Source organism: Bacillus sp. AY3-1, assembly GCF_008368785.1.
Lineage (GTDB): Bacteria > Bacillota > Bacilli > Bacillales > Bacillaceae_G > Bacillus_A > Bacillus_A wiedmannii.
On the sequence record NZ_QORZ01000019.1, the window covers coordinates 138876 to 163806 of the forward strand.

The 24931-nt window shown below is 36.4% G+C and carries 20 protein-coding genes, 4 pseudogenes and 1 riboswitch; of the genes and pseudogenes, 18 read left to right on the forward strand and 6 right to left on the reverse strand.

Annotation, left to right across the window (positions count from 1 at the left end):
- Positions 1-21: 21 nt before the first annotated feature.
- The gene (locus DN389_RS20730; RefSeq protein ID WP_149237536.1) at positions 22-771 is read right to left on the reverse strand and encodes a (S)-benzoin forming benzil reductase; all 750 of its coding nucleotides are present in this window, start codon (positions 769-771) and stop codon (positions 22-24) included.
- Positions 772-887: 116 nt separating this feature from the next.
- Here DN389_RS20730 and DN389_RS20735 point away from each other — a divergent pair, with 116 nt between their 5' ends.
- Both DN389_RS20735 and DN389_RS20745 read left to right on the forward strand, forming a co-directional pair.
- The gene (locus tag DN389_RS20735) at positions 888-8360 is read left to right on the forward strand and encodes a DUF7507 domain-containing protein (RefSeq protein WP_149237537.1); all 7473 of its coding nucleotides are present in this window, start codon (positions 888-890) and stop codon (positions 8358-8360) included.
- 74 nt (positions 8361-8434) lie between these two features.
- A pseudogene (locus DN389_RS20745) lies at positions 8435-9788 on the forward strand (IS3 family transposase).
- Between the two features lie 68 nt (positions 9789-9856).
- On the opposite strand, the gene DN389_RS20750 reads toward DN389_RS20745, so the two are convergent.
- Positions 9857-10414, reverse strand: a complete 558-nt coding sequence (locus tag DN389_RS20750) for a CatB-related O-acetyltransferase (protein WP_000898177.1) — start codon at positions 10412-10414, stop codon at positions 9857-9859.
- Between the two features lie 135 nt (positions 10415-10549).
- On the opposite strand from DN389_RS20750, the gene DN389_RS20755 reads away from it, so the two are divergent.
- From DN389_RS20755 to DN389_RS20790, 9 genes are all read left to right on the forward strand, one after another.
- On the forward strand, positions 10550-10891 hold the full coding sequence (locus tag DN389_RS20755; protein WP_088081830.1) for an ASCH domain-containing protein: 342 nt from the start codon (positions 10550-10552) through the stop codon (positions 10889-10891).
- Positions 10888-11283: an NUDIX hydrolase gene (locus DN389_RS20760; protein WP_098191208.1), complete on the forward strand. Its 396-nt coding sequence runs from the start codon at positions 10888-10890 to the stop codon at positions 11281-11283. Before DN389_RS20755 ends, DN389_RS20760 begins: the two co-directional genes overlap by 4 nt.
- Before the next feature lie 86 nt (positions 11284-11369).
- Complete coding sequence (locus tag DN389_RS20765) at positions 11370-11990, forward strand: acetate uptake transporter (protein WP_000070936.1); 621 nt, start codon at positions 11370-11372, stop codon at positions 11988-11990.
- 139 nt (positions 11991-12129) lie between these two features.
- Complete coding sequence (locus tag DN389_RS20770) at positions 12130-12573, forward strand: flavodoxin (RefSeq protein ID WP_001062763.1); 444 nt, start codon at positions 12130-12132, stop codon at positions 12571-12573.
- 16 nt (positions 12574-12589) lie between these two features.
- A complete protein-coding gene (locus DN389_RS20775) occupies positions 12590-13489 on the forward strand; it encodes a WD40/YVTN/BNR-like repeat-containing protein (protein WP_000449522.1) in 900 nt (299 codons plus the stop codon).
- A 216-nt stretch (positions 13490-13705) separates the two neighbouring features.
- Positions 13706-13906 (forward strand): cold shock-like protein CspB, encoded by a 201-nt coding sequence (gene cspB / locus DN389_RS20780; RefSeq protein ID WP_001179147.1) that lies wholly within the window; start codon positions 13706-13708, stop codon positions 13904-13906.
- 192 nt (positions 13907-14098) lie between these two features.
- Positions 14099-14944: an exonuclease gene (locus tag DN389_RS20785; protein ID WP_000426513.1), complete on the forward strand. Its 846-nt coding sequence runs from the start codon at positions 14099-14101 to the stop codon at positions 14942-14944.
- A gap of 192 nt (positions 14945-15136) precedes the next feature.
- Complete coding sequence (locus tag DN389_RS28500; RefSeq protein ID WP_088122787.1) at positions 15137-15298, forward strand: hypothetical protein; 162 nt, start codon at positions 15137-15139, stop codon at positions 15296-15298.
- A 30-nt stretch (positions 15299-15328) separates the two neighbouring features.
- A complete protein-coding gene (locus DN389_RS20790; RefSeq protein ID WP_142343681.1) occupies positions 15329-15676 on the forward strand; it encodes a hypothetical protein in 348 nt (115 codons plus the stop codon).
- 239 nt (positions 15677-15915) lie between these two features.
- On the opposite strand, the gene DN389_RS20795 is transcribed toward DN389_RS20790, so the two are convergent.
- Entirely contained in the window at positions 15916-17007 is a 1092-nt protein-coding gene (locus tag DN389_RS20795; RefSeq protein ID WP_000345047.1) for a DUF3900 domain-containing protein, read from the reverse strand.
- Between the two features lie 117 nt (positions 17008-17124).
- Positions 17125-17466 (reverse strand): hypothetical protein, encoded by a 342-nt coding sequence (locus DN389_RS20800; protein WP_116300170.1) that lies wholly within the window; start codon positions 17464-17466, stop codon positions 17125-17127.
- Between the two features lie 362 nt (positions 17467-17828).
- Here DN389_RS20800 and DN389_RS20805 point away from each other — a divergent pair, with 362 nt between their 5' ends.
- The 5 genes from DN389_RS20805 (at position 17829) to DN389_RS20825 (ending at position 22379) form a co-directional block, all read left to right on the forward strand.
- Positions 17829-18740, forward strand: a complete 912-nt coding sequence (locus DN389_RS20805) for a VanW family protein (RefSeq protein ID WP_097858319.1) — start codon at positions 17829-17831, stop codon at positions 18738-18740.
- Between the two features lie 227 nt (positions 18741-18967).
- Positions 18968-19074: riboswitch (SAM riboswitch) on the forward strand.
- A 69-nt stretch (positions 19075-19143) separates the two neighbouring features.
- A complete protein-coding gene (locus DN389_RS20810; protein WP_098191209.1) occupies positions 19144-19812 on the forward strand; it encodes an amino acid ABC transporter permease in 669 nt (222 codons plus the stop codon).
- A gap of 19 nt (positions 19813-19831) precedes the next feature.
- Entirely contained in the window at positions 19832-20593 is a 762-nt protein-coding gene (locus DN389_RS20815) for an amino acid ABC transporter ATP-binding protein (protein ID WP_179955902.1), read from the forward strand.
- An 11-nt stretch (positions 20594-20604) separates the two neighbouring features.
- On the forward strand, positions 20605-21396 hold the full coding sequence (locus DN389_RS20820) for an amino acid ABC transporter substrate-binding protein (RefSeq protein ID WP_016718186.1): 792 nt from the start codon (positions 20605-20607) through the stop codon (positions 21394-21396).
- Between the two features lie 74 nt (positions 21397-21470).
- On the forward strand, positions 21471-22379 hold the full coding sequence (locus DN389_RS20825; RefSeq protein ID WP_098191211.1) for a VOC family protein: 909 nt from the start codon (positions 21471-21473) through the stop codon (positions 22377-22379).
- A gap of 21 nt (positions 22380-22400) precedes the next feature.
- Here the strand turns inward: DN389_RS20825 and DN389_RS29205 are convergent.
- Both DN389_RS29205 and DN389_RS20840 read right to left on the reverse strand, forming a co-directional pair.
- Positions 22401-23439 (reverse strand): annotated as a pseudogene (locus tag DN389_RS29205) (GNAT family acetyltransferase).
- The gene (locus DN389_RS20840) at positions 23436-23954 is read right to left on the reverse strand and encodes a GNAT family N-acetyltransferase (RefSeq protein ID WP_098090590.1); all 519 of its coding nucleotides are present in this window, start codon (positions 23952-23954) and stop codon (positions 23436-23438) included. The pseudogene DN389_RS29205 and the gene DN389_RS20840 overlap by 4 nt, the downstream one beginning before the upstream one ends.
- 273 nt (positions 23955-24227) lie before the next feature.
- Here DN389_RS20840 and DN389_RS28885 point away from each other — a divergent pair.
- Positions 24228-24392: pseudogene (locus DN389_RS28885) on the forward strand (MgtC/SapB family protein); the annotation flags it as partial.
- A 132-nt stretch (positions 24393-24524) separates the two neighbouring features.
- A pseudogene (tnpA, locus tag DN389_RS20850) lies at positions 24525-24929 on the forward strand (IS200/IS605 family transposase).
- Positions 24930-24931: the final 2 nt, after the last annotated feature.

Below are 24931 nucleotides of genomic sequence, written 5' to 3' on the forward strand. Positions count from 1 at the left end.
CTATTTTAGCACGCCTTTTTATTATTCATCAATTCTAATAACCTCGCCTTGCGGGAAGTTCTCAGTTTCTAGTAAGCTACGAATAGCTTTTGCCACATATTCAGGTGATAATAGCTTTCCTTCTTCTTTTAGTGTGATGAATCGTTCTAAATTAGTGAAGTCTTCTTTATTTGTTTCACGAATTTGTGCTTGCATATTTGTATCCACAACACCAGGTGCAAAAGCGACGATTTTTACTGGATATTCTTTTTCCTCTTCTTCAGTCGCTACGCATTGTGTAAACATATTTACACCAGCTTTCGTTGTACAATAAGCGCCCCATCCAAAGTAAGGATTTTTTCCTGCACCAGATGAAATGTTAATAACACGTTTATCTACTTTCCAGTCTTTCGTATGTTTCATGAATGTAGATGTAAGAATCATAGGGGCAAGTAAATTAATGTGAACGTTCGTAATGAATTGTTCGCTTTCTGCTTTTTCAATCGGCTTCATAGGTGCAACTGTACCCGCATTATTAATTAAATGAATAGAAGATACATTGTCTTCTTTAATGGATGAAATGATTTCGTTAAAGTTAGTTTCTAAATGATGTACATCTTGAAGATCTAAGGAATGGAAAATGCAATTGCTGTTATATTGCTCTGCAAGTTTAGTAAGCTCTTTATTTTCTCTTCTAGAAATAGAGATGATGGTTGTGTTTTCCTCTAATAATTGCGTGGCGATTGCCTCACCTAAACCTTGTGAAGTTCCTGTTACGATAACGTAGCGCATAGTTTTATAAACTCCTTTCGTATGTGCGGAATTTTGTTGGACAACGTACATTGTATAGTTTGTCTACATTTTATAGTATAGAGCACTTTTTACTATAATTGAAATGAGATGATTGTGTGCCTTTTATAAATCGTTTTACAACAACAGTACCTGGTGCCGTCACGTTCACTGGGAATACGTTAGGGCTTAGCCCTACATCACCTGCACCAGGTAATATTTTTGGTACACTTGCTGTGTTTACGACAGTAAATACAGCGCTACAAGTACCAGGATTCCCGGTAGGGACAACAGATGAATGGCAATTGAATTCTTCAAGTGCAATTTTAAATCTTCCAGCGGGAAGTAGTGTGTTATATGCAGAATTAGTTTGGGCTGGTACTTTCCGGACTGATACGGAAGATGTTTTACCGTTTTTAAATGATAATATTACATTTACAACACCGGCTGGGACTTTTTCTGTTACGCCAGATCCTGCTACTGCGCAGCAAGGTTCAGTAGGGAATCAGTTTTATTATGCGCGCTCTGCCAATGTAACGAATCTTGTTAGTGCAGGCGGGGCAGGAACTTATACTACAGGTGCAGTGCCAGCTGCAGGAACTTCATCTGATCCAACTATTAGTCGTTCGGCTGGATGGACGCTTGAGGTTGTGTATCAAAATGCTAGTTTGCCACTTCGGAATTTATCAGTTTATGCAGGTCAAGAAATTATCGATGCTTCATCACCACCAGTGGATGCTACTATTTCAGGATTTGCTACCCCAGCGACAGGAGCTGTAACAGGGCGAGTGCTCGTAACTGCTCAAGAAGGTGATTCTAACATTGTTGGAGATCAACTTCGCTTTGGACCGAATGCAAATACTACAGTTGCATTATCCGGCCCGAGAAACCCCGCAAATAATTTTTTTCAGTCACAAATTTGTAACGATATTGGAGAGTTAGATACAACTGGAACGTTTGGAGATTTGAATCAGCCTTTAGGGATAGCTTTAGCCGTCCGAAGACAAGGGTGGGATATTACAAATGTAAATGCCTCTGCATCATTAGTAAATAATCAAACGTCAGCAACGGTTCGATTCGTTACTAATGGAGATGGATATGCTGCAGCTGGTTTTGGGGTTCAAATTGATGCAACGGGGCCAATTATTAATCCTGTTAAATCGGTCAATAGAACAGTTGCAGGAGTTGGAGATATTCTTACCTACACAATTACAGTTCCTAATACAGGTACGGGAAGTGCAGAAAATGTTATATTACAAGATAGTATTCCGAACGGAACGACGTTTGTTACAGGTAGTGTAACGGTAGGTGGAGTAACACAGCCGAATGCGAACCCTGTTAATGGAATTAATTTAGGCACAATCCCAACTAACGCGCAAAGAGTTGTTACATTTCAAGTGCGAATAACATCGTTTCCGAACCCAAATCCTATTCCGAATCGCGCAATGGTGTCATATCAATTCCGTCCTTTCGTCGGTAGTCCACCAATTACAAGTATGTCTTCTTCAAATTCAGTACAAACGACAGTGAATCAAGCAACTATAAGTATGCAAAAATCTGTAGATTTACAGACAGCAACCCTTAATGATGTATTAACATACACAGTTAATGTGACGAATAATGGAAATGTCACTGCAAATAATGTTGTTTTTGTTGATAGTATCCCTGGTGGCACAACATTTGTTCCAAATAGTGTTACGGTAAATGGGGTAGCACGTCCAGGAGCAAATCCAGCAAGTAGTATTAATCTAGGAAGTATTAATGCTTCGCAAACGACGGTAGTGCGTTTTCAAGTTCGAGTAACATCTAATCCGCTTGTCAATCCAATTCCAAATCGTGCGAGTGTAACATTTAACTTTACTCCAGTACCTGGTCAACAACCAATTTCAGGACAGGCGACAAGTAACACTGTATTTACTACAATTAATGTAGCTGATATAAGAACGAGAAAAGCAGTGGATAGAGCTTTTGCGACAGTGAATGACGTTCTTACGTACACTATTACAATTGAGAATGCCGGAAATGTACTTGCGACAAATGTTATTTTTCAAGATCCAATTCCAATTGGAACAACTTTTATCGCAAATAGTGTGACTGTAGATGGGGTTTCACAACCAGGAGTAAATCCTTCGACTGGGTTTGCGGTAGCAAATATTTCTCCAGGTGGAAGTAGGACAGTGCGTTTTCAAGTCCGAGTGACATCTACGCCATCAGGAGGTACGATTGCGAATCGTGGAAATGTATCTGCTAATTTCGTCGTTATTCCGAATCAACCACCAGTGACGATTAATAGACAAACGAATACAGTTGTGACACAAGTTAATACAGGCGGTTTAAATGTAATAAAAGAAGTGAATACAACGCAAGCGGCAGTAGGGGATACTTTAACATACACAATTGCCGTCCAAAATACAGGAAACGTTCCGTTAACAAATGTATTTTTCCAAGACACTATTTCTTCAGCGGTTTCTTTCGTTGCAAATTCTGTAACCGTTAATGGAGTATCGCAAAGTGGATTGAATCCGAATACAGGATTCTCTCTTCCGAATATTCCTGCGGCTCAAACAGTTGTAGTCACATTTGACGTATTAATTGTACAGGATCCAGAAAATGAAGATATTTTAAATCAAGCAAATGTAACAGCGAGTTTTCAAGTGAATCCGAGTGAACCACTAGTAACAATTAATGTTCCGAGTAACATTGTGAATACAACAGTACAATCAGGGAACTTTGAAGTTGTGAAATCAGTGAATACGAATGTTGCAACGGTAGGGGATGTTTTAGTATATACAATTGAAATCATAAATGCAGGTAGTGTACCAGCTACAAATGTATTTTTTCAAGATTCAATTCCACAAGGGACATTATTTATTGAAAACAGTGTAGTTGTTAATGGTGTTTTACAAGAAGGGGCAGATCCAGAACTTGGATTCTTATTAAATAATTTGCCTACTGGCGCGAGTGTAATTGTTACGTTTGAAGTATTAATTGATGAAATTCCTCAAGGAAATAATGTTGTAAATAATGCGAATGTAACTGGAGATTTTCTTGTAAATCCAACAGAGCCACCAATTACTGTAACGGTGCCAAGTAATACTGTTAATACAGTGGTGAATTCTTCAGGGCTAAATGTAATAAAAAGTGTAAGTGCTACTGAAGCAGGTGTAGGAGATACGCTAACGTATACAATTCGTATACAAAATAGTGGAACAGTAGCAGCGACAAATGTATCATTCGTTGATCCAATTCCATCTGGAACAACGTTTGTAGCAAATAGTGTAACGATAAATGGAACGCCTCAACCAGGTTTAAGCCCAATAATTGGATTTCCACTTGCTAATATTCCGGTAGGAGGGATGGTAACAGTTACTTTTCAAGTGACGATTACGAGTGTACCACCAAATAGAGTTCTTCCGAATAATGCGAATGTAACTGCTGATTTCCAAGTAAGTCCTCTCCAGCCACCAGTTACAATTGTAACGATTAGTAACATTGTTGTGACGCGAGTGAATGTAGGATCACTTAATGTAATGAAGAGTGTAAATACACCACAAGCAGGAGTAGGAGATACGTTAACGTATACGGTTCTTATTCAAAATACAGGAACTGTTCCTGCAACGAATATTATTTTTCAAGATCCAATTCCGTCTGGTACTGCGTTTGTAGCAAATAGTGTGACGATAAATGGAGTTGTTCAGCAAGGCGCGAATCCTATGGTAGGTTTCCCAGTACCAAATATTCCGGTCGGGCAAACATCTACGATTACGTTTCAAGTTACAGTGACGAGTGTTCCGAGCGGTGGAAATATAAGAAACCAATCGAACGTTACTGCAAGTTTTCTTATAAATCCAGCAAACCCTCCAATAACGACTGTTACGAATAGTAATTTCGTTGTGACGCAAGTAAACACTGCTCGATTAAATATACAAAAATCTTCATCTGTACAACAAGCTGCACTTGGAGAGACTTACACGTATTCTGTAGTCATTCGAAATAACGGCACAGTAACAGCAACGAATGCTTCCTTTATTGATCCAATTGCTCCAGAAACAACATTTGTAGCAAATAGTGTAACGATAAATGGAACATCTCAACCTGGATTGGATCCAAATGTAGGTTTTCCGCTTCCTAATATCGCAGCTGGAACATCATTGACTGTAACGTTCCAAGTAACAGTAGTTGCGCCATCCACGCGCGGGGCCGTATTAAACACGGCATCTGCTACAGCCACTTTTTTATTAAATCCTTTACAGCCGCCTGTAACAACGACAAATTCAAGTAATACGACAGTAGTTACGATACCGTTACCTCCTCCTGGTGAAGTAACAGCAACAAAAACAGTTGATGTTGCTGCTGGAGCGGTTGGGGATGTATTAACGTATACTGTGCTAATTTCAAACGTAGGAATTATACCAGTTACAGATGTGTTCTTTCAAGATGTCATACCAGAAGGAACGATATTTGTAGCAAATAGTGTAACGATAGGTGGGGCGCAGCAACTTGGCTTAAATCCAGAAACAGGATTTCCAGTTAGTCCGTTATTAAATGCAGGTGCAAATATTGCTGTGACGTTCCAAGTGACGATTACGGAGATTCCAGATAATGAAGTCATATTAAATGATGCAGATGTTACATTTACTTCACAACCAAATCCGCAGGAACCACCAATTACGGAAACGATATTAACGAATCTAGTCGTTACGACAATTAATATAGCGTCTATATTTCCATTAAAACTAGTCGATAAAGAGGTAGCGACGGTTGGAGAAATATTAACGTATGATGTATTAATCTTTAATTTCGGTACAGTGGTAGCAACGAATGTTAAATTTATAGATACAACTTCCGCCGGTGTAGCATTTGTACCGGGAAGTGTGAGCATAAATGGGGTGCCGGCACCAGGATTAGATCCTTTCATTGGCTTTACAGTTCCAGATATACCTGTAGATGATTTTGTACTTGTCACATATCAGGAAGTGGTTACGAGCATACCTGAGGGGGGGACGATTGTTAACTTTGTAGACGTTACAGCTACATTTGCTGTAAGTGAAACAGAGCCGCCTATTACAGAAACAACGACAAGTAATACGACATTAACAGAAATTAATGAACCTGGTTTAAATGTTTTAAAATCAGTGAGTCAGCCGGTTGTTGCAGTAGGTGATACAATCACATATACAACAGTAGTTCAAAATACAGGTACAGTGGTAGCGACAAATGTTCAATATAGTGATGTATTACCGTCCTCGATCACATTTATACCAGATAGTGTAACGATAGATGGTGTGCTACAACCTGGATTCAATCCTAATAATGGATTCCCGCTTCCAGATATAAGCCCAGGTGAAAGTGTAGAAGTTACGTTCCAAGTAACAGTTGTCAGTGTTCCATCGAACGGAACAATTGCTAATACTGCAAATATTACGGGAAGCTTTATATTAGTACCAGGAGAACCACCAGTTGTAGTAAACCAACCGAGCAATACAACACTTACAACTGTAAATAGAGGACGATTTAATGTTATTAAACAAGTAAATAGGGCTGCTACTCTCGTTGGAGATGTATTAACGTATACAGTTCAAATAACGAATACAGGAACAGTAACAGCTAATGATGTTCAGTTTATTGATACGATTTCATTAGGAGCGTCATTTGTACCAAGTAGTGTAACGATAAATGGAGCCCCGCAACCAAACTTAAATCCGATTACTGGCTTTGGAGTTGGAGATATACCAGTTGGAGAAACAGTTATCGTGACGTTTCAAGCGACAGTTACAAACATTCCGTCATCAGGAACCATTACGAACGTTGCAAATATAACAGGAAGCTTTACTTTAGTACCAGGAGAGCCGCCGGTTGTAGTAACTGAACCGAGTAATACGACAATAACAAGGGTAAATAGAGGGAGATTTAATGTTATAAAAACCGTAAATAAGCAAGCAACACGATTAGGGGATACGTTAACTTATAGTGTGCAAGTTACAAATACGGGAACGGTATTAGCGACGAATGTTCAGTTTATCGATGTTCCGTCACCTAGTTTAGAATTCATTCCTGGAAGTGTACAAATAAATGGAATTTCGCAAGTAGGTTTAGATCCATTTGTAGGCTTTTCATTACCAGATCTTGCAGTAGGGGACAGTATATTAATTACATTTGAAGTAAATGTAATCGCAATTCCGCCTTCTAGTAGCATTATGAATACAGCGAGAGTAACTGGTGATTTCGAATTGATTCCAGGAGAACCACCGTTTACAATTACGAACTCAAGTAATACGACAGTCACACCAGTAAATCGAGGTAGTTTAGATATGCTGAAAGAAGTAGATCATCCGATTGTTGGAGTGGGAGAAACGGTAACGTATACTGTTCGTATATTAAATACTGGTACGGCTGATGCGATGAATGTTCAATTTATAGACGTGTTATCTCAGGAAGCTGAGTTTGTTCCAAATAGTGTAACGATAAATGGAGTTCCGCAACCAGGGTTAAATCCACAGGCTGGATTTACGATACCAGACATCCCAGTGGGTGAGACGGCACTTGTAACATATGAAGCTACAATTACAAGTTTTCCAGATGGTGGTACAGTAGTAAACGTTGCTGGGGCGTTAGCAGAGTATATTTTAGTACCAGGAGAGCCACCGGTTACAGTAATGGACACGAGTAATACAGTTATTGTAACGGTAAATACTGCAATTTTATTTGTTGCAAAAGGAGCGGATTTTGAAGTAGCGATGGTAGGAGATGTTGTCACTTACGGAATTGCTGTTATAAATGATAGTACAGTTCCTGTGACGAATATTGTTTTAACAGATATCATTGATCCGAATACGTTATTTATAAATGGCTCGGTAACGGTAAATGATGTACCTTTTCCATTTGCCAACCCGAATACAGGTATTCCGTTAGGTGATTTTCAGCCAAATGATGCAGCAATTATTAATTTCCAAGTTGTAATAACAGGAGGGCAAATAAATAACTTAGTTACAAATACAGCTACGGCGAGTGGGCTTGCAATTGTGAATCCAAATGAACCGCCTGTAGTAGTTGAAGGCGATAGCAATACAGTTGTTATCCCGTTTATTCCTCAAAATGTCTCAACGACAGTCGTAAAAACAGCGGATCATCAAACAGCAACAATTGGAGATGTTATTACGTTTACGACAGTTATTACAAATACGGGGGATACAGCGATACAAAATATTCGTTTTCAAGATATGTTAGATAGTAGTGTTCAATTTGTCCTTGGAAGTGTAACGGTTGATAATACGCCCGTGCCAAGTGTAAACCCAGTATCAGGATTTCTTATAGGAAGTTTAAATCCAGGTGAAGCACGCACAGTCTCGTTCCAAGTAGTAGTTCAGAGCGCGCCAAGTGGTTCAGGAAATTATATAAATCAAGCGAGTATTCGCTTCGAACATCAAGTAGGTACAGTGTTACCACCTGTTACACAAATAATAGAAAGTAATATTGTGGTCATACCGTTCGTCCCAACGATCGAACAAATTTGTGAAACAAACTTTAATTGCTTAGATAAAATTCCATTTCAATGTTCTCCGTGTAATCATTTGCACGAACATAAAAAATAAAACAAAAAAGAGCATCCTGTGAACTGCACCCCAATTGTTAGACACAGTCTAACAATTGGAGGTGCAGTTTTTCTATGGCTAAATTTACAGCTGATGAAAAAATACAAATCGTTCTACGTTATTTGAACGGAAATGAAAGTTATCGAGAAATGGGTAGAGCGATCGGTATAAGTGGCACAATCATTTTGAATTGGGTAAACCAATATAAGCAAAATGGTGTGGAAGCTTTTCTAAAACGATGTACAAATTACACACAACAATTTAAACTAGACGTACTAAACTTTATGATTGAAAACGGTATGTCCTTATTTGAGACGGCAGCTATCTTTAACATTCCTGCCCCTTCAACGATTTCTGTTTGGAAAAAACAACTGGAAACACAAGGAATTGATGCCCTTCAATCTAAGAAAAAGGGGCGTTCATCCATGAAAAAAGATTCAAATAAACAATTAAAACAAGCTTTAGCTGAAGGGTCAGTCGAAGCACTTGAAGCACGTATTAAACAGCTTGAAATGGAAAATGAGTACTTAAAAAAGTTGAATGCCTTAGTTCAAAACAAGGAAAAATCACAAAACAAGATAAAGCGCAAGTAGTCTATGAATTAAGGCATAAATATTTGGTGAAGGCACTCGTGGAGCTAGCTGGTATTCCACGAAGCACGTATTATGATTTAGTAAAAAAAATGAATCGCCCAGATGTAGACGCCGATTTGAAAGCTGAGATTAAAGCGATTTATGAGGAGAATGAAGGTCGTTATGGTTACCGTCGCATTCGTGATGAATTAACGAATCGTGGTCAGAAAGTGAATCACAAGAAGGTGCAACGCATTATGAAAGAGCTTGGCTTAAAGTGCGTTGTGCGCATGAAGAAATATAAATCTTATAAGGGGAAAGTCGGTAAAATTGCACCCAATATTTTAGAGCGTAATTTTTATGCAGATGCACCGAATCAAAATGGGTAACAGACATCACAGAGTTTAAATTGTTTGGAGAAAAACTGTATGTATCACCTGTATTAGATTTGTATAATGGTGAAATTATTACCTATACAATTGGTTCTAGACCGACGTATTCGCTTGTTTCAGAGATGTTAGAGAAAGCATTAGAACGTTTACCTGAAAACCACCAGCTACTGATGCATTCGGATCAAGGATGGCATTATCAAATGAGACAGTACGTCCGTACACTTGAATCAAGAGCTATCGTACAGAGTATGTCTCGAAAAGGAAACTGTTACGACAACGCAGTAATAGAGAATTTCTTTGGGATTATGAAGTCGGAGTTCCTCTATATAAAAGAATTTGAATGTATTGAGCATTTTAAAATAGAATTAGAAAAATATATAGATTATTATAATACGAAACGGATTAAGGCAAAATTAAAAATGAGCCCGGTACAATACCGGACTCATTTGGATCAAGTTGCCTAATGAAATAACCGTGTCTAACTTTTAGGGGTCACTTCACCTGAAAGAATAGGATGCTCTTTTTGTATCAATCACATAGATTCATTTTCGGGTGAGGTAAAAAACTCGTTGATTTTGTTGGAAAGTAGAAATGGAATGGCTCCTTTTATAATAGAAATATCCCAGTCCCACCATGCGAGATTTTCTAGTTTGTCAATCGTTTCTTGCGGGAAACGATATCGAATAAATTTTGCAGGATTACCAGCTACAATTGCATATGGGGGTACGTCTTTTGTAACAACACTCTTTGCCCCAATAATGGCTCCGTTACCAATTGTAACACCAGATAAAATGCAGGATTGATAACCAATCCATACATCGTTGCCGACTACGATGTCACCTTTTGAAGAAGGATGACCAGTAATATGTGCTCCTTCATTAAAAAATGCATTAAATGGGTATGTCGTTATCCAGTCTGCGCGATGTTCACCGCCAAGTATAAAAACGACTTCTTCTCCTAATGAGCAAAACTTACCTATTTTTAATTTCGTTGCATCATTCCAAGAAAAAATGGTTGGACCTACTTTACTATAAGTATAATCACCAATATCATATTTATTATATTCAGGTTTTTGATTTAAAAATAACATAACAAATTTAGCATCCTCTCTAAAGCAAGTAATGGATATGGAACATTATATGCAACTTGGAATAAGTGGAACTGTGTTATATGAATTGGTAATACACAATTAGTAGGTGCAACGAATAAAAAGGGAGTGGAATGAATGATATACGAAATGGGGCTATATAATAAACCTTTTCAGTCAATTCAATCAGGAAAAAAAGTATATGAAGTACGTTTATACGATACAAAACGTCAACTTATAAAACAAGGCGATAATATTGTATTTACGAACCTTACGACAGCAGCAATGATGACTGTAAAAGTAACGGAAATAAAACGATACGCAAGCTTTAAAGCAATGTACGAACAAATTGATCATAAATTATTGGATTGTGAAAATGATAGTTTAGAGGAAATGCTAGAAAGTACATACAAAATATATACGAAAGAACAAGAAAAAAAGTGGGGAACAGTTGCGATTCGTATTGAGGTAATAAAATGATAAGAAATCGGGGCGGGGCTATCATTGTACAGGAAGGGAAAATTGCTCTTATAAAACGTATTCGAGAAGGGGAAACATATTATGTTTTTCCAGGCGGAGGAATTGAAGAAGGAGAAACAGCTGAAGAAGCAACAAAGCGAGAAATTTATGAAGAATTAGGGGTACATATAAAAGTGGAGCATCTGATTGCAAAGGTGGAGTATAAAAGTACGGAGTATTATTTTAATGCCCATATTATAGATGGAGTTTTCGGAAGTGGTAAAGCTGAAGAATTCAAACTGAAAGATAGAGGGAGTTATATTCCGTTATGGTTGCCGATGCACGAGTTGGAAAAAGTGAGTATAAAACCGTATGAAGTGGTCGGAAGTATATTCAATCATTATAAAAAGTAAGGTCTGACAACATACAAAAAAAACCATTGACATAGTCTTCTGATTTAAGTATTGTATTCGAGTATGTTTATAATCAGGAGGTTTATATGAGCAATCAAACTACTACACATCATGTGAAAATGACAACAGCAGATCCATCTGGAATTGGTCTATTTGGATTAGCGATGGTAACACTTGTAGCATCATCTCAAAAGTTAGGCTTAACAGATGGCGTTTCACTTGTATTACCGTGGGCAATCTTTTTAGGAGGATTTGCACAAATCTTTGCGTGCATTCACGATGCAAAGCATAACAATACGTTCGGTACAACAGCATTCGGTGCCTACGGCCTATTTTGGTTAGGTGTTGGAATGACTTGGTTAATTCAACTTGGAGTATTTGGCGAAAAACTAGCACAAGCTGCAGATTCAAAACAGCTGGGTGTAGCCTTTATTGGATATTTGATTTTCACAATCTTTATGACAATTGGTGCAATGGAAACACATAAAGTATTATTTATGATTTTCGTCCTTATTGATTTCTTATTTATTGGTCTTTCATTAAGTACTTTAGGTGTTATGCCGCATGCAATGCATAATTTAGCAGCGTATTCTGAACTATGTATTTCATTATTATCTTTCTATGGTTCAGCAGCAGCAGTGTTAAATACACACTTCGGTAAAGTTGTATTACCAGTTGGAAAGCCGTTTGGTATTTTTAAAAAGTAATAAAAAAGCACAGGTGATTGTATAGTCATCTGTGCTTTTTTGTATGGAATAAATAAAAATGAAAAATATAATTGAAATTGATTCTCATTATTAATATAATGAGAATGAGAATCATTTATTGTAAGAGGGGGATGCCGAAGTGGCAAAAATTTTAATAGCTTATGCAAGTATGTCAGGAAATACAGAGAGTATTGCTGATTTAATAAAAGTTAGTTTAGATGCTTTTGATCATGAAGTAGTATTGCAAGAAATGGAAGGCATGGATGCTGAAGAATTATTAGCCTATGATGGAATCATTTTAGGATCTTATACGTGGGGCGATGGTGAATTACCGTTTGAGGCGGAAGATTTCCATGAGGACTTAGAAAATATAGATTTATCAGGGAAGAAAGTAGCGGTATTCGGATCAGGTGATACGGCGTATGAACTATTTTGTGAAGCGGTAACGATATTTGAAGAAAGACTTGTAGAACGCGGTGCAGAGCTTGTACAAGAAGGATTGAAAATCGAACTAGCTCCAGAAGATGAAGAGGATGTTGAAAAATGCAGTAATTTTGCAATTGCATTTGCTGAGAAGTTCTAAGAATGGGAGTGTCAACGTGGAGACAATGTTAAGTGCGACCGCTATTACAAAGTTAAGAGATGGAAAACTTATGTTAGCTACTACATATAATGGCTTATTTATTGAACGAGACGGAGAATGGAAACAAATATTAAATGGTTTTCAAAAACGAATTAGGGATTTACATAGCGAAGATAATGTAGTGTATGGTGTAGGTGACGAAGGGATTTTTATTCGTAGTATGAATGGTGGGGAGAACTGGACGGTTCAGCGTTTTCCAACAAAAGCAACGAGTTGGAATGTGTGTAGTAATGTACAAGGAACAGTCATTGCTCATGGAGATAAAACGTTGTATCGTTCTAATGATTTTGGTTCGACATGGGAAACCATTCATCCATTTCTTGAGTATGGTGGCGGGGCACCATCTATTCGATCGTTATTTTTATATAAACATTACTTATTTATTGGTACGAAAATACATGCTAAATATGGTGGTGTTTGGCTCTTTAATTTGGAGACACGTAAATTAAAGAGGATTAAAATCGTGATGAATCAGATGATCTCAGCGTTGACTGTACACAATTCTTATATAGTAGCAGCGAGTGGATCGTGCAAGGGGATTAGCGGGAATATTTCTTTTTGTAAAATAGATGAAAGTATTGAGAGTGAAAAAACATATTGGCACACATGTCAAAGTGAGCAGAAAGCAAGTAGCTATTTAGCCTTGAGTGTAGATCAACATGTGCTATATACAACGTCAACGCAAAATAAGGCGGGGATTAGTACGGTTTGTCGTGTACTTTTAGAAGAAGGACTTGTTACAGTATGTGACTCAGTTAAAGGGCATGGCTGGCGCATCGTTAACCAAAAAGAGGGTTATGTTGTAGCTGGATCAGGTGAATCAAAAGCGATGCAATGGAAGAAAAAAATTATATAGCAAAAAAAACTTTACTTTTATTATATTGATATGATATAGTTACTTTAAACCATTTTACTTTTAATAATATAGAGATTTAAATGAGCTGTAACTTCCGAGGAGGATAGCAATGTTAAATCTCCTCTGGGGTTGCAGTTTTTTAATTTTTGAAGTATTATTGTAAAGTGGTTGAAAATGAATATGTACATATAGGTACATTGTAGGAGGATTTTTTAAATGCAAAACGGTAAAGTAAAATGGTTTAACGCAGAAAAAGGTTTCGGTTTCATCGAGGTTGAAGGCGGAGAAGACGTATTCGTTCATTTCTCAGCTATCCAAGGCGACGGCTTCAAATCTTTAGAAGAAGGTCAAGAAGTTACTTTCGAAGTAGAACAAGGTAACCGTGGACCTCAAGCTACAAACGTTAACAAGAAGTAATTATGGAAAAAAGAAGGGCTTGCCCTTCTTTTTTTTGCATTTTTATTGAATAACCTCCTATGTACATATAATAATGAGATTAAATTTTCGTTTATTAGACGAAGTATTTCATGCATAAAGTGTATGAATGAATAAATAAATACTGAAAATAGAGTATGTGTGTGAAAAGGAATTTAGAAAGAGGTAAATAAATTGGAAAACGCTACACATTTTATTGTGTTCGATATAGAGAGAAATTTCAGGCCGTATAAATCAGAAGATCCGTCAGAGATAGTTGATATCGGAGCTGTAAAAATAGAAGCAAGTACAATGAAGGTAATTGGAGAATTTTCGGAGTTAGTAAAGCCGAGTGCACGACTCACTCGTCATACGACAAAATTAACGGGAATTACAAAGGAAGATTTAATTGGTGTGGAGAAATTTCCGCAAATTATAGAGAAATTTATTCAATTTATCGGAGAAGACTCTGTATTTGTTTCATGGGGAAGAGAAGATTATCGTTTTTTATCTCATGATTGTACGTTACACGGTGTAGAATGCCCATGTATGGAAAAAGAGAGCAAATTTGATTTGCAGAAGTTTGTTTTCCAAGCGTATGAAGAGTTATTTGAGCATACACCAAGTTTACAATTTGCAGTAGAACAGCTCGGTTTAACGTGGGAAGGGAAGCAGCACCGAGCTTTAGCGGATGCTGAGAATACAGCGAATATACTTCTTAAAGTATATAGCGAGAGAGACATTCATAAACGGTACAAAAGACATGGTGAGCTTGAACTTGTAGAGAACGGAAAACTAACAGAAAAAGCGAAAAAAAAGATGCGAAAATGGGTATTTAAAGAAATGAGAAAAAATACAGAGCGTCCTTTCGTTTGGAGTGCATTTGAAAATAGTGACACGTGGGAAAGTATAACGGAAAGATATTATATAAGTGAAGCTACAATAGCACTTCTGAAAAAGCATTTTCCTACGGCGGTGAGAAAAGCGGAAAGGCAGATTAGGTATTTGGCTGAGATGGAGGAGAATGTAGAGGTTAAATGACATTCTCCTCTATTTCTAGCTACATAAATTTAACGTCATTGTACTGATGGATGAATAAAGTATTCATATTAAATAGGAATTGATTTGTTGTGATTGGGCCATTATAATTGCTTTGAAAATTAAGGTGTGGTAAGAATTTTTAAATACATTCATAAAATTAGAGCCCATAGAAATGAAAAAGGATAGAGTTAAATGGAAGCAATCTTTAACATTGTAACAGTTTTAGTTTTTGGGATAATATTTACCACGCTATTAGCAGTAATTGCACTTCCTTTCATAGCAAAGAAGAAGAATTGGAAAAAGCTTAATATAACTTTAAAGCGTGGTGTATTAAAGATTAAAATCGAAGAGTAAATATGAGTTTTATACAAGGGAGGTGTGATAGTGATAGACTTGGATATTAAAGACGTCACCGTACAGATGGAATTAAACGGTGTCTTTTGGAATAAGGATGGGCTTGCTGAAATGACGGTGACTACAAAAGCTGAGCATTCTCTTATTCTTCGTCTAGTAGTTGACTTAGAAAGTAAAACTATTAGGGCGACGAGTGCCGAAATAGTGAATGGATTCTGCCCTCTGTGCAAACAGAAAAGGGACGAATGTAGTGAACTTAATGACTTGCAAAACAAAATGGATATTTTAGAAGAAGCCTATGATTGGGTAAGAGAGCATCCAGAATATCGTTTTCAATTATCTTTTTACGAGTACAATAAATTTGAGGTAGTGAAGTGAAATTTTCATTTTACCAACATACATAGTGACTACTCTAATCGAAATACGCTTGTACAACAAGGAAGGAATCTACTGGATTCTGCAACAATTGTTATCTTGGATTAAAAATAAACATATTTTGTTATAAAGCAGAAAAACCGATTCTACTAAGAATCGGTTTTTAATATAAACGTCAACTAAGTTCAAAATAAAAGAGCGCTTATTAACAGCGCTCAGTAAAAATAGATATATGGAAGGATTTATTCAATCCCGTTCGGATCATAAGAATACTGCTGCTTATTCTCAATCCGCTCAATTACGTCTTGCAATTCATCTGGCTTCAGAAACTCAATAGGAGAGAAGCCTTTTTCAAACGTAAGTGTATCAGCCTCAATCATTAATACGTATCGGTCATTTACCTTCGCGATATGTATTTGATCTCCGAAATCAGCAAGCAGGGCCTTCACAGAGATATGATCTGCTTTTAGCTTTAATTCCACTTCTGGGGCGTGCTCGACGATTTGAGCGGTAGCTTCCATTACTTCTTCGGTTGAAAATTGTTCCATAATTTCGCGTTTCGGACTGGCAGCCCATACTTCCATCGCTTGGTCGAATTGTTCGCGTTCTTCCGTACCTTCTTCAAATACATCTTCAATTTGGTCGTATACCATGTCCATTACTTGTGTTTTCATAATTTCAGGCATAGAGCGTTCATATTCGACGAATTTTAAGAAGTCTTCAAAGTAGCGGGCATGTGATGCTTGATGTATTTTTAGCTCACCCACTTCGACCATACCTTCTTCAGGCATGTACGGATATTGGATAGATTTCATGTTTTTTGTTGTGATGGCCATTTCAACGTTACGAATCAGTGTGGATTCATCTGAAATAGAAGCGACTTTCGGTTCGAAGTCACATTTCATAACGAAAACGAATGGATCATCAAAGTATTTGCGTAGTTTTGCTTGCGCAATTAAAAATACACCACCGCGTACAGCGCTTGTGTCCAGATATGTATAAACGAGAGGTTCACTCATATCTTTGAAGTTTTCTTTTGTTTCCGCAAAGCGAATGCGATTAAAGAGGTTGTAATGAGGGTTTGAATCAAGTTCGTGCCCTTCTTCTACAATGAAGCGACCAATCTTTGTCGGAGCTTGTTCTGTTTTCGCATGACGTTCTACTTTTCGCTTTGAAATTTTTAATAATTCACCATTCAAAAATTCTTTTAAGGAGCTATCTTCATACTCTTCAGCGTCTAACGTTTGAAAATGTTTGTAGCGTTTATCAACAGCTTCACCTTTTCCTTCTACTTGTACAACATAAAAGGAAAGATAATTTATTTCAAAATCCATATTTATCACCTTGTTTCATTTCATTAACTCTTATCAGTATAGAGATGGAAAAAACTTTCGTCAATTTATATAAAGGAAGGGGGAGCCCCTTCCTTTATATATTTTTTACTTTCGAAATTAAAATCCGTCTTCTAATGCTGAAAATGGAATGTTTAGTCTGTTTTCTATTGTACGTAAACGCTGGTTTAAGCGGTTTAATCTACGTGTATGACGCTCAACCGTGTTTTCTAATTGACGTACTCTTTGTTCAAGCTCATTTACTCGTCTTTCTAGTTGACGGTTTCCAGTACCAGGAAAAGAGATTGGAAGTTGGAATTGTCGATTTTGATCATATGGATTAACTTGTTCTGCTGGATCTATATATTGTTGGTATTGTGCTTGTAAATCATATTGAGGTTGATAACCATTTTGGTTATATGGATCGTATGGATTGTAGGGGTACATAAAAATATCCTCCATTTCTTTAAAATAGGTTAATTCACCATAATGTATGTGTAAAAGCGGAGTGTGGCACGGCAAATACCTATTTATGTTCACAAGGTGTTTCTTTATAAATAAGAATATGGAGTTTTACATTTGTATTTCTTTCGTTTTATGGTATATACTGGATAAAAAGGTGAGGTTACATAAAGGTTACAATTCTATCGAACTCCAACTTTTATGTAAATATGTATAGACATTTAGAAAAGAAAAGAGTAATTTATATAGAGTAAAAAATAGCTTGTAACATTTTATAAATATATTGTAAAATGATTGTAATAAAACATACATAAAAATGAAATAATACATAAAAGTAATATTGGGAAAAAGGGGAGAGTATATTGTTCCGTAAAGTAAAGGGTATATTAGTTGGGGTGTTATGTGTAGCTATAGTGAGTGGTTGTGGTGCAAAAGTAAGTGATGTTGCATTAGTAAGTGACATTGGTGGCCACACGGTAGAGGCTAAAGCAGAGGTGCAGGATTCTATTAGTTTAGTAGATGGTCGTACTGGTACGGAAGTGAAAAAGCTAGATTTATCGAGTCTAGGTTATTTTGAAGATGAAGCAAAATTTAAAAAATCGGTAACGAAGGTTGCTAGTGAGGTTGGGAAAAGCGTTGATAAAAAGATGGTTCCTTCACGCGTAGCACCTGATGGAAGTTGGCAAGAAGGAAAACCTGCTTATGAGTTAATGGAAAAAGAATTAGTAGATAAATTATTAAACGTTGGTATGTGGGATTCTTCATATCAATTACCTATTGTTGAGAAAAAGCCTATCGCAACATTAAGTGATGCGCAAGGAAGTGGTACGGTAATTGGTAGATATGAAACGAATTTAGGTGGCTCAGCAGGTGGCCGTATTGAGAATATTCGCTTGTCAGCAGCGAGCATAAATGGAGTTGTATTAGCAAAAGGAGACAGTTTCTCTTTCAATGCATTAATTGGTGATACAACGCCAGATAAAGGATATCAACTAGGAAAAGAAATTGTAGATGGTAAATTAGTAGATGGATACGGTGGTGGTGTTTGTCAAACATCATCAACATTATACAATGCAGCAGATCAAGCTGGTTTGAAAATGATAGAGAGAACGACACATTCTAAAACGGTAGGTTATGTTCCACAAGGAAGAGATGCTACAATTGCGTATCCATACTTAGACTTAGTGTTTGAAAACACGAATGATGCACCTGTGAAACTTTATATGGGCATTCAGGGTGGAAAGTTAGTTGCCGAAGTACATAAAATGAGATAAGAATAATTAATCTATAAAAAAGCCATTATTTCTATTAAGAATAGAAATAATGGCTTTTTCTGTGCGATTTATCCAGTGTAAATTATACACCTTAAGACTGGGTGAATGTGAGGGATAAGCTATTCGAAAAAGTGTTGAATTTAATTCTTAGTTTTCCTATTGACATTATATATAATTAACTGTATTCTTCATATTAACAACTAAATAAATGGAAATATTTATTAGTTTTCTTATCAAGAGAGATGGAGGGACTGGCCCGATGAAATCTCAGCAACAGGCTACAAAAGTACTGTGCTAATTCCAGCAAACGTATGAAGCGTTTGGAAGATGAGGGGAAATGGATTAACATTCAACTCTTCTTATATGTGTAAGAAGAGTTTTTTGTTTAGAGAGGGGGGATAAAGTGAAGTTTGATGTAACGTATTTTTTAGAAAGTTTTCCGCAATTATTTAAGTATGTATACATAACTTTAGGGATTACTGTAGTTTCAATGATTATTTCTTTTGTTATAGGGATTGGCTTGGCGATCATAACGAAAAACAAAACGAAATTTTTATATTCTATTGCAAGAGTATATATATCTTTCTTTAGAGGAACACCTTTATTAGTTCAATTGTTTGTGTTGTATTTCGGATTGCCGCAAATATTTCCAGCCTTTACAGTACTTACAGCGATGCAAGCGACTTTAATCGGTCTCAGTTTAAATAATGCAGCATATTTGTCAGAGATTATTCGGGGCTCATTAAATGCTGTGGAATCAGGACAAATGGATGCTTGTTTATCAGTTGGAATGACAAAGGCGCAAGCGATGCGACAGATTATCTTTCCACAAGCTATTCGTGTCGCAGTACCGTCACTTGGAAATAATTTTGTCGGATTGTTAAAAGAATCTTCGTTATCTTTTGCACTTGGGGTGGCTGAAATTTTAGCGCAGGCGAAGATGCTAGCGGCACAATCGTATCGTTATATGGAAAGTTACTTAGCGGTAGCGATTGTATATTGGATTATTACAATAGTAATTAGTTGGGGACAGAAAAAGTTAGAAAAGAAACTTGATGCACCGTATTTGTAATAAAAATGAGGTGATATGTGTGATTGAGATAAGTGATTTGTATAAATCTTACAAAAGTAATGAAGTATTAAAAGGAATCTCACTTACTGTAAATAAAGGAGAAGTGGTAGTCATTATTGGGCCTTCTGGTTCAGGTAAATCGACATTATTAAGATGTTTAAATTTATTAGAACAACCAGAGGATGGAAGTATTAGAATTGAAGATTTAGAGATTCATGCAAAGAAGCTTTATAAAAAAGAAATAATACAATTACGTCAAAAAACAGCTATGGTTTTTCAAAACTATAATTTATTTAAAAATAAAACAGCATTACAAAATATTACAACACCATTAACAGTTGTACAGAAAAAAAGTGAAGAAGAAGCGAAAAGAATAGCAAGAGAAATATTAAAACAAGTAGGTTTAGCTGAAAAAGAAGATTTCTACCCAACGATGTTATCAGGTGGGCAACAACAAAGGATTGGAATTGCAAGAGCGATGGCATTAAATCCAGCTATATTATTGTTTGATGAACCGACTTCAGCACTTGATCCAGAATTAGTGAATGAAGTATTACAAGTAATTAAAGATTTGGCAAGACAGCATATAACGATGGTTATTGTTACACATGAAATGAATTTCGCAAAAGAGGTAGCGGACCGCATTATATTTATGGCTGATGGCATTATTGTAGACCAGGGAACGCCGGAGGAGATTTTTAGGAACCCACAAAATGAACGTACGAAAAAATTTTTACGACAATTGAATGCTTCAGAAGAAGGCAATCATTTCGTTATTTAGGAGGAAGAATTATGAGGAAATCATCATTATTACTAACATTGGCATTAACAGTATCGGTTGGGCTTTTATCTGCTTGTGGTTCAGATACAGCGAGCAAAAAGACAGATGAAAAAGTAGTGAAAGTTGGGACGTCTGCAGGTCGTAGCCCATTTATTTTTAAAGAGGGTGAGAAAGTAAAAGGTTTTGATGCTGAAATTATTGAAGCTGCTGCTAAAAAGGCTGGATATAAAGTTGAATGGAATGTTTCTGATTTTGAAGGGTTATTTGGTCTATTAGATTCAGGTCGTATTGATACGATTGCAAATGAATTATCGGTTTCTCCGGAAAGAAAAAAGAAATATGATTTTTCAATTCCATATGTATATTCAGGATCTGTTTTCGCGGTGAAGAAAGATAATAATACAATTAAATCGTTAGAAGATCTAAAAGGAAAGACTGTAGGTGTTGGGCTTGGTACAGCTGGGGAACAAGAATTAAAAGCTTTAAATAAGAATAATGCTTTTACAATTAAAACGTTCTCAGAGGATCCAACAGCGGAATTAAATGAAGTAGGACTTGGCCGTGTAGATGCTTACTATAATGATAAAGTGCAAGTAGAAACAACAATTAAAAAAGCGGATTTAGATAATGTGAAAGTAGGATTTGGTCCACTTAAATGGGGAGAGATTGCATTTCCATTTGCCAAAAAGAGCGAAAAGTTAGAAGATATAAACAAGTCGTTGAAAGAATTAGAACAAGATGGGACATTAAGCGAAATATCAAAAAAATGGCTGAAAGTTGATGCTACAAAAAAACAAAATTAAAATATGTTCGTTGAATGTGGCTATTGTCCATCAACTTATATAAAAATAAAAGGGAACTGGAGAGGAAGTTATTCATGGTACAAATTCATCCGAAAACACGTATTGGTCATGTTGAATTTAAAGTGCAAGATTTAGAGCGCCAAATTGCATTTTATGAGAATGTAGTGGGCTTAGAAGTAATTAAGCAAGAGGAGAATAAAGCATATTTATCAGGAAAAGGTGGAAAGAACACGTTACTTGTTCTTGAAAAATTAGAGGACGAGGTACTGCAAGAACCGCGTACGACTGGTATATATCATGTAGCCTTTTTAGTTCCGACTCGTGAGGCTTTTGCTTCGGCATTATTTGGTGTGATTCGTAATAAGAATGTAATTGATAGTCCGGCTGAGCAAGAAGGACGTTATACATATTCAAATGAAATTTTACCGATTTCAAGGTTTAATAGTGCAAGTGATCATACGTATAGCGAAGCATTTTATTTACAAGATTTAGAGGGAAATGGTATAGAAATTTATGCAGACCGCCCACGTGATCAATGGGGAGAAGGACCAGGAGGAAGTACGCCGCTAGATTTAAAAGAACTGGCAACGCTCGTTGATTATGAGGTTGATGGATTACCTGCTAATACTGTCGTTGGGCACGTACATTTACGAATAGCAGATGTAGAGAAGTCACACGAGTTTTATGTAGAGACAGTAGGATTTGAAGTACAACAGCGTGAAGATGACTGCTTATTCATTTCTGCAGGAGGATATCATCACCATATCGGTGCAAATACGTGGAACGGAGTAAATAATCCGCACCCACCAGCTCATGCAACTGGACTTAAAGTGTATACAATTGTATTACCACATAAAGAAGCGTTAGATGAAGTGAAAGAAAGATTAATAGAAAAACAACATAAAGTAAACGAAAGTACAAACGGATTTACAGTAGTAGATCCTAGTGGTATTACAGTGCAGTTTGAAATAGAGAAAGCATAAAAGAAGTCGGAAGGTGTATAATCACTTTCCGACTTCTTTTTGATACGTAATCCAAGTAGCACAAGGATTGAAAGGAAAAGATTTTAATATCTCCATTGCGTATATACTCGTTGAATCGAATTCAGCTTGAATGAAAGAATAACCGTGTTTACTTGCATACATAGCTTGTTTGAAAACGAGAAGTTTCAGTAAGGATAAATTTTCTGTAGTGTGAGTCCCTCACCATCCTAGTTCTACCGTATTATCCTTTTCTGATGTATGGAGGAAAGAGTACGCAATAATTTTATTCTCTTCATCTATCATTACAAAGCTCCCATCTAGTAACACATCATCAGTTAAGATCTGTTCTTTCCAAGTTTCGAGCGGGTATGAGGCAACGGGATTTGCTAAGTGAGTATCCTCATAATTCGTTTTTACTAAGTGAGCTAGCTTTTCAAAGGAGCTATTATTGGATAGGATGATTGATAAGCTTTGTACATCATAATTTGAATGAAGCTTTGTATCGATAGCTATGATTTTGCGTACTTCTAATATCGGCATATATGTTCTTCGGATTTCCATAAAATTATGTTCTTCACAATAGGCTTTTAAATGAGCCGATGTTCCTCATATAGAGGTTTGTATCGATAGCTATGATTTTGCGTACTTCTAATATCGGCATATATGTTCTTCGGATTTCCATAAAATTATGTTCTTCACAATAGGCTTTTAAATGAGCCGATGTTCCTCATATAGAGGTTTGTAATGGTAGTTTGAAGTTTTCTCGTTTTTGAATCTCGTTTAATAAAAATTGTTCAATGTGTACCTCTGAATAGAACGGATTTGTATACATTCGAAAGTATGTGCAGTATGGATGGAAGTTACTGTTCCACGTGAAAAAGACGCCTACTACATCTTTTTTATAGTAGGCAATATACACACATTTTGTTTTATTATCTCGTAATAAGTTAAATAGATAAGAGTCTTCATTGTATAAATCAATAAGTTGTTTTACTTTTAGCTCATTACTTCTACTATATTTCTCTATAACAAGATTATTTTCATCGGATGACTTCTTCATAGCTCAATCCAAAATCTTCTTACTACATTTCCATCTTCCTCAATGAAATCATCATCACGAAGCCCGCCGTTATGTAAAATTGTTTTTTCTGAAGCTGTATTCACTTCGTCGCAAACGACAAGTGCTTTCGTAATGTTTAATTCCTTCGTTTTTTCTAGCGATAATTTTAATAACTTCGTAGCATAACCTTTTCTTCTTTCAGAAGGGCGAATGCCATAACCGATATGACCTCCAGCGTTAAATAAATGCTCGGTTAAACTATGACGTATATTAACAGCTCCTACAATTTTATTTTCATCTGTAACGAGCCAATACGTAGAGTCTGGTACCCAAGATTCAGGGAGGTTTATTCCGTTATGAGCATCGTGAAGTTCTTGAATCATTGCCGTGAAATTAGAGGGATCTTTTGAGATAACCCACGGAATCATTGTTTCACCGCTATCTTTCCATTCGTTATAAAAATCTAAGTATTCTTCTTGTAAATCGATAGTAGGTGTAAGTAAAGAGACGTTCATTGTTAGTAAGCTCCTTTATTTATTTAGTATGTATAAAAAAATACGGTGTAAAATGTAAGCGTTTTCTAAACTTTCTCAACCTCATTTCATGTAATCTATCTTTGTTTTTTAAGGAAATTAGAAGTTATTTATTTCATGTTAATATTTAAAATATTAACATGAAATGGTCGGGGTATTAAGTGTATTTTAGCAAAATTCCTTCATATCGATAAAAGGATGTGAGTGATAATTTTTGTTTTATCTATCTATAATGAATGAAAGGGGGAAGGGCTCGTGAGTGTAAATTTTGATTTGATTATACGAATCGGTGTTGCAGGTTTGTTAGGAGCAATAATCGGTATTGAAAGGGAAATTCGATCAAAAGAAGCGGGATTAAAAACACATTTCCTAGTAGCGGTAGGGAATGCTTTAACGAATTTTCCGAAAGAATTCTCCTTCCTCAAGCGTGTGAAGGGCATAGCCCAACGATAGGTGGGAGATGAATTTCGGTTTGGCGCAGCCAAAAGGCTTTGCCTTTTATTTTCACCTCCAATATAATCAATCTTATAAAGGGTAAAGGTTGGTATATCAATGAAGTTAGATAGCAATAATCATTCATTGTTCTTATTGTATTATCACCTTGTATTGGTCGTGAAATACAGAAGAAATGTATTTGATGATGATATATCGGACTATGCAAAAGATATGTTTGTCCAACTATCTGAAAACTATAATATTACATTAATCGAATAGAACCATGATGTAGACCATGTGCACATCTTATTCAAGGCACATCCGAATACAGAACTGACAAAGTTCATTAATGCTTATAAAAATTCAAGTTCTCGACTCATCAAGAGAGACTTTCCCCATGTGAGAAAGAAACTTTGGAAAGAAATGTTTTGGTCAAGAAGCTTTTGCTTGATTACTATGGGTGGTTCACCGATAGATGTAGTAAAGAAATATATTGAAAATCAAGGGGAAAGTGAGGTGTAGGG